The 6,958-nt window shown below is 41.6% G+C and carries 6 protein-coding genes; all 6 read left to right on the plus strand.

The features are described from left to right. The first annotated feature begins 48 nt into the window (after window positions 1-48). Window positions 49-1,146: a YihY/virulence factor BrkB family protein gene (locus NC994_RS25465; protein WP_190411306.1), complete on the plus strand. Its 1,098-nt coding sequence runs from the start codon at window positions 49-51 to the stop codon at window positions 1,144-1,146. 428 nt (window positions 1,147-1,574) lie between these two features. Continuing rightward, complete coding sequence (locus NC994_RS25470; RefSeq protein ID WP_190433709.1) at window positions 1,575-2,198, plus strand: OmpH family outer membrane protein; 624 nt, start codon at window positions 1,575-1,577, stop codon at window positions 2,196-2,198. 126 nt (window positions 2,199-2,324) lie between these two features. Beyond that, window positions 2,325-4,106 carry an OmpA family protein gene (locus NC994_RS25475; RefSeq protein ID WP_190433711.1) on the plus strand — a complete coding sequence of 594 codons (1,782 nt, stop codon included), beginning with the start codon at window positions 2,325-2,327 and terminating at the stop codon, window positions 4,104-4,106. Beyond that, window positions 4,106-4,603, plus strand: a complete 498-nt coding sequence (locus NC994_RS25480) for a Rab family GTPase (RefSeq protein WP_190411309.1) — start codon at window positions 4,106-4,108, stop codon at window positions 4,601-4,603. The genes NC994_RS25475 and NC994_RS25480 overlap by 1 nt, the downstream gene beginning before the upstream one ends. Next, window positions 4,604-5,620 carry an adenylate/guanylate cyclase domain-containing protein gene (locus NC994_RS25485; protein WP_190433713.1) on the plus strand — a complete coding sequence of 339 codons (1,017 nt, stop codon included), beginning with the start codon at window positions 4,604-4,606 and terminating at the stop codon, window positions 5,618-5,620. After that, window positions 5,620-6,738: a HAMP domain-containing sensor histidine kinase gene (locus tag NC994_RS25490; RefSeq protein WP_190433714.1), complete on the plus strand. Its 1,119-nt coding sequence runs from the start codon at window positions 5,620-5,622 to the stop codon at window positions 6,736-6,738. The genes NC994_RS25485 and NC994_RS25490 overlap by 1 nt, the downstream gene beginning before the upstream one ends. Window positions 6,739-6,958 lie beyond the last annotated feature (220 nt).

Raw genomic sequence — 6,958 nt, forward strand, 5'->3', positions numbered from 1 at the left:
GGCGCTGCAAACTCAAAGAAGAGTGGTAGTGCAGACTAGAAGTTAGTTATGAAGCCAAAAGATATAGTAGGACTGCTTAAAGACACATTTGCGGAGTGGCAAGAAGATAAGGCATCGCGGTTAGCGGCGGCGCTGGCGTATTACACCGTGTTTTCTTTGGCACCGCTAGTTATTATTGCGATCGCGATCGCGGCTTTGGTATTTGGACAAGAAGCCGCTGAGGGGGGAATTGTTACGCAACTTCGAGAATTGCTAGGCAAGCAGGGTGCTGAAGCTGTCCAAGAGATGATCCAAAATTCTCGCAAGGCAGAGGAAGGCACAATTGCCACTCTGATTAGCGTTGGTCTCCTCCTGTTCGGTGCCTCCGGCGTTTTTGGTCAGCTGCAAGATTCACTCAACACCATCTGGGAAGTCGCCCCCAAGCCTGGACGCGGCATCAAAGGCTTTATCAAAGACCGATTTTTGTCCTTTGCAATGGTACTGGGCATCGGCTTTTTGCTCTTAGTTTCGTTGATCTTGAGTGCCGGCTTGACATCAGTAGGCGACTATTTGGGCCACTTGATACCCGGTTTGCCCTTCCTGCAAGCCCTAAACTTTTTCATCTCCTTCGGCGTCGTGACGGTGCTGTTCGCGCTGATGTTTAGAATTTTGCCAGATGCGAAAATTGCCTGGGGTGACGTGTGGATCGGTGCCGCCATTACCTCTTTACTATTTACCATTGGTAAGTACTTACTGGGGTTGTATCTAGGCAATGGCAGTGTCGGCTCAACCTACGGCGCAGCTGGCTCATTTGTAGTGCTGCTGTTGTGGGTAAATTATTCCGCCCAGATTCTCTTTTTCGGTGCCGAATTTACTCAAGTCTATGCCAACAAGTACGGCTCTCGAATTGTCCCCTCTAAGAATGCCGTACCCCTTAGTGAAGAAGCGAGGGCAAAGCAGGGAATACCGCGCACTGACGACATCAAAGCCGCTGCCGCACAAGACCAAGGCGATCGCTCGTCTGGAACCTCTACCAGCACCATACAACGGGTAGATCCGCCAAAGTCCAGACACCCGATGGTAACAGTCCTCGCCTTAATGATTGGCGTTTACCAAGGCTTTGCATCTCTAGTGGGAGCCAAGGGGAAGAAGAACAAACAAAAATGATGTATTCTGAGGAACTTTGCAGAGATTTATTAGGTGAGTTTTCTTAGGGCGCAGAGGCTATCAATATATGTTTTGGTTTGTTACAACTTTCTCATAAGTATTGACTTTCTTAGGCAAGATAGCAGTAAAGGCAGAAACAACTTTAGCTTGTGCCTTGTTCACCCCTTACGGAAATGGTAACGGAAGATGCAAAAGGCTAGCCTTCCGTTCTTTGCAATATAGATTTTTTTATACTTGTGGCAGTCCTTTTAGCCCTTGCATTTACTGACGCTGACCTTTAGGGTAAAGTCTTAATGTACGAAAAGCGAGGTTTTTGCGCTCTAGAAGACAACTCGATTTACTGGTTTGCCGCCATAAACCACTTCTTCCTTGCCTAAAAAACAAGAAGATAAGACAACAATAAGTCTCTTTAATAAAGGATTAAATTTATGAGTTCTTCGGAAGAAAATTACATCAATTATATAGAATTGGAATCCGCTCAAACAAATCCAATTCAGTCTAAAAGTGATTCCTCGCTTCCTAGTGTAAATGGGACAGAAAGTGGAAATCTCGATAAAGTCAGAGATATTCTTTTTGGGAATCAGACGCGAGAATACGAAAAAAGGTTTGCTCGTTTGGAAGAACGTTTAGTGAAAGAATCCACTAACTTACGCGATGACACGAGAAAACGTTTAGATAATATTGAAAACTACCTCCGAAAAGAACTTGAATCTATAACTGACCGATTAAAAACTGAGCAATCAGAACGAGACGAATCAGTAAAAGGGCTTTCTCAGGAATTAAAAAACTTGATTGGTTCTTTGGAAAAGAAGCTCGCGCAACTGGATGAACAAACTACAACGAAAGAGCGAGAGTTACGTCAGCAGATTCTAGAGCAATCTAAAAATTTGGACGATGAGATTAGGCAAAAATATGAAGAACTTTTGGCTGCGCTTGAACGAGAAGCCCAAGAACTTCGTAAGGATAAAACAGACCGTTCAACTCTGGCATCTCTGTTTGCAGAACTAGCAATGAGACTTAACACTCAACCGGGAATTTCTCGAAATGAATAATTTTTCTACAAAAGAGATTTTTAAGGGGGGAATCCAAAATTATCCGTCCATAGACTACTAAATCGCTCTAGCTCCCTCATCTGATGTCGGCATAATAATTTAGTTGTGAATAGGGGGATTTGAGCAATGGCTGACTCTTCTACCCATGATTTATCTAGCAATACTCCAGAAAATAATCTTTCAACGAACGAGGATCTCTCAGAACTTCGGAGTTTGCTTCTTGGTTTTGAGCAAAGCGAACTTGATAAACTGCATGAGCGACTAAATAATCCCAATATTCATGCAGAGGATATCAGCCAACTGCTTCCAGAGGCGATTATCCTACGGACAATGCGAGATAAGCAGCTAAGCGAAGCAATCGTGCCAACGGTTGAAGAAGCGATTCATTTATCGGTCACAAAAGACCTGAATATCCTGTCAGAGGCGATTTTCCCCGTAATCGGCCCGGCCACGCGCAAAGCGATCGCTACAGCTCTGGAAACTACAGTCCAGTCCCTCAATCAAACTGTTGAACACAGCTTGTCTCCACAAGGCTTTAAGTGGAGATTGGAAGCTTTACAGACAGGAAAATCATTTGCCGAAGTTGTTCTTCTCCGCACTCTTCTCTATCGAGTTGAACAAGTTTTTTTGATTCATAAAAAAACTGGATTGTTACTTCAGCACGTAGTAGCGCCAAACGTAGCCGCTCAGGATGCAGACTTAGTTTCAGCGATGTTAACAGCGATCCGGGATTTTGTCCAAGACTCTTTTAGCGTACAAACCGGCGATTCCCTAGAAACGTTGCAGTTTGGCGAACTCACTATCTGGATTGAACCTGGTCCGCAGGCAATATTAGCAGGGATTATCCGGGGAAATGCACCCAAAGAATTTAAGTTAGTTTTCCAAGAAGTAATAGAAAAAATTCACCTCAAATACGACCAAAAATTTAATTCGTTTGAGGGAGATACTGCTCCCTTTGAAGGCAGCACGCTTTATCTTGAAGATTGCTTTCAGGCCCAGTATCAACCCAAAAAGACAAAACCTTCTCCTGTTCTATGGATTTTATTAAGCTCTATATTAATAGCTTTGGGTAGCTGGTTCTTTTTTGACTTCACAGAGAAACAGCGATGGACAGCGTATTTGGAAAAATTAAATGCCCAGCCAGGAATGACCGTAGTTACTTCCGAGAAACGTCGGGGAAAATATTTTATTTCCGGACTTCGAGATCCTTTGGCGGCAGATCCAATCAAGATCATGAAAGAATCAAATATTAATCCCAAAATAGTTATTAGCCGCTGGGAGCCTTACTTATCTTTTTATCCAAAATTTACTGAAATTAGAGCGAAAGACTTGCTTCAACCTCCGGCAACTGTATCTTTAATCGTTGATGAAAAGGGCACTCTTCGTGCTAAAGGTTCTGCTCCTTATCAATGGATTATTGAAACCAGAAAACTGGTGCGAGCAATTCCCGGAATTAATAAATTTGACGAAAAAAACCTTATTGAGATGGAACTTAAAGAACTTGAGCTTAGTGAAAACAAGATCGAAAAGCAGTTACTCTTTTTTACAGAGGGAAGTACACAACTTGAACCTGACCAGGAGATCATGATAGAGAACCTTATAAAAGAAGTTAAAAAACTTACAAATGCCGCGTCTTATTTAGGTAAAAATGTCCAAATTGAAATTTTAGGACACGCTAACAAAATAGGCTCAGAGCAGAGAAATATGCTCCTAAGCCAAGGGCGTGCCGATGCCATCCTTTCTACTCTAGTTTCGCAAGGAATAAAGAAAACCAATCTTTCTGCGGTGGGTGTAGGCACAAAAGAAATTTTGGATAAAGAAACGACCCAACAGGATCGATCATTGAATCGCAGCGTCTCTTTCAAGGTAAAAATAACTGATACCTCCGGGAGAGAAATAACTCAGTAATGATCCAGAAAAAAATGTGTATGGTGGGTGCATTCGCCACCGGAAAAACGAGTTTAGTCTCACGTTTTGTTAAAAGTATTTACTCTGATACTTATCAAACAACTGTTGGAGTAAAAATTGATAAAAAATCACTCAATATTGGAGGGAAAGAATTAAATCTCATTCTTTGGGATCTTTATGGAGAAGACGAATTTCAAAAAGTTCGGATGTCCTACCTGCGGGGTTCGTCAGGCTATTTCCTGGTAGCTGATGGAACCCGCCGTACTACCTTAGATAAAGCTTTTACACTTCAAAAAAGAGTAGAAGATACGATTGGCACCCTTCCCTTCATTTTGGTACTCAACAAATGGGATTTGACGGAGGAATGGGATATTGATGATACGGCAATGGACGAAATAGTAGAAAGAGGTTGGCTAGTCGTTAAAAGCAGCGCAAAAACAGGTTTAGGTGTAGAAGAAGCTTTTCTAACGCTTGCGAAGAAAATGATAGAGGCATAGATGCTTGACCTCCCTTCGCCAATTCTGAATTATATTCACACTTTGGCTGTTGAAAATCGTTCTCCAGCCTATCTCCTGGTAGAAAAAGATGGTCGCTTGTCAGATTGGGGTGGGAAACTGGAAGCCTATGGAGTGAATGATTTGCAAAAAGGAGAATATATCGGGAAACAAGTCTTTTTTCTAGAAGGTCTTTTTCCCCTGAACGGTTCTCCTATCTGTATCCCTTGCATGAAAACGGAATATGGACTTTCCGCAGATGTCCATCTTGTACCTGGAGAAGAGAGAGACTGGGTATTGCTATTAGATGCAACTTTGGAAGAAAGCCAGCACCGTCTGATGCAACAACAAGGAAACGAATTGAACCTTTTGCGAGAGGAATACTGGAAAATATTAAATCAATATTTTGGAAAGGACATTACCCAATTGCCACAAGCAGTTCTAACCTTTCAAGACAGAGGAGAACGACGGGATGTTACTATTCTTTCCATCCATATTTGTGGACTCACTTCTTACAGTGAAAACAACCCTCCTGAAGTAGTTTTTAAAACATTAAATTTATGTATCCCTATTATGATACAGATACTTATTGATGAAGCTGGGATAGTCAATAAAATAACTGGAGATGTAATAACGGCTTTCTTCGGGGTTATTGCCTCAACGGGATGTCCTAAAAATCAGGCAATAAAAGCTGCACGAGACATAATTGAGGCCATTGCAGAGATAGGTGAAGCGAGGAAAGGCGAGCTTGGTTTAACTCTCGAAATCGCTATTGGTATCGCTTCGGGACCCGTTACTTTCGGTATTTTGGGTAGCAAAGGTAGCAGAATGTTCACTGCTATTGGCTACTATGTTAATTTAGCAGCTTGCTTGGAAAGTCAGGCACGTCCCAGCGAGATTCTCATCGACGAAAATACATTTCAAGAGCTTGATGAGATGAAAAAATATTTTTTAGATAATTTCCTTCTATTGAAAGGAATTGTTGAACCTATACGAACTTATTCTTGCCTGGTAAAATAATGAAAGAATCTATTACAAACGAGCTTTTTGCCGCCCTGAATATTGTAATTTTAGAACGCCTGGATAATGGATTTTTTACAATAGTTGGGACGATGCCGGATTGGTTTAATAATTTCCATGTAAATACTACGCAGGAACCGGATAGATTAAATTTGGGTCAGCAATTCCCTTTTCTGGATAACTTTCTCATCGATGCTGAACATTTCTGGGAAGAAAAGGGTACAGAACCCCTAAAATCCGGGCTGTGGACTGAAATTAATATATTGGGAAACGAATGCCATCTAGAGGCATCAGCCGTTTGTCTGGAAGATAAGAAAATACTCTTGATTGAGTGTTTGGGATTTGCTTATGAAGAAAAACAGTCTCTGATCCAGAAAGCTAGACAAAATAATCTAACTTATCAACATCTTATTAAAGAAATACAAAAAAAAGAAATTTTACTTCACTGCTTTGTACACGACATAGCAGGACAACTAACGGGACTTAACTGCTGCTTTGCACTTCTTGCTTTAGACAATTTGACACCAAAAGGCAGAGAACGCCTAGAAATCGGGAGGAAGCAATGTACCAAGCAAGAGATGTTGATTCAGGAAATATTGAAGGCATTTTCTGCCGAGGTAAAATCACTAGAGGCTTTTTCACTCGATCCTGCTCACGCTCCAGATGCAATGATTTGTGCAGTGGAAGTGGTGGATGCTTTATTACCAACTTTTACATTCCATAAAATGCAGTTGCAATTGGCTGCTGACATCAATAGCTCGAAAGATTGGAAGGTAGTTGGGGAAAACTCGCGTTTGGAGAGAGTTCTTTTTAACTTAGTAGAAAATGCTCTTAGACATAGTCCATCTGGTTCTACTGTGACAGTTAATCTCAAAGAAGATGGAGAATTTATTTTGGTGAGTGTGGACGATGAGGGTTTTGGTGTACCGCCGGAGCTTTCAAAAAATTTGTTTCAAAAATTTTCTCAAGGTACAGAGAAAGCTGGCAAAGCCGGTTTAGGACTTTATTTTTGTCGGATTACGGTTGAACGCTGGGGTGGCAGTATTGGTTATTCACCCCGTAGTGAACGAGGTTCCCGATTTTGGTTTCGGCTCCCTAGACCCATTGTGCAATCATAGACTTGGATTTTAACTATCTACAAAATTTTTCGGGCGGAGAAGTTGGATGGTTCATTGCTATGAACCACGAACTATCAAAAGCCTACGTTGATTGACACGTACCCACGTAGTACTCTGTCAAAGGTAGTTTGATGGGTAGTAATAAGGGCTAAGCTAAAAAAATCCGGCTTTTGTATGCACTAACTCCTACCAAGTCTTCCCATGAGTAAGAAATATATTG

Source organism: Trichocoleus sp. AS-A1, assembly GCF_039962015.1.
Taxonomy (GTDB): Bacteria; Cyanobacteriota; Cyanobacteriia; order Cyanobacteriales; family FACHB-T130; genus FACHB-T130.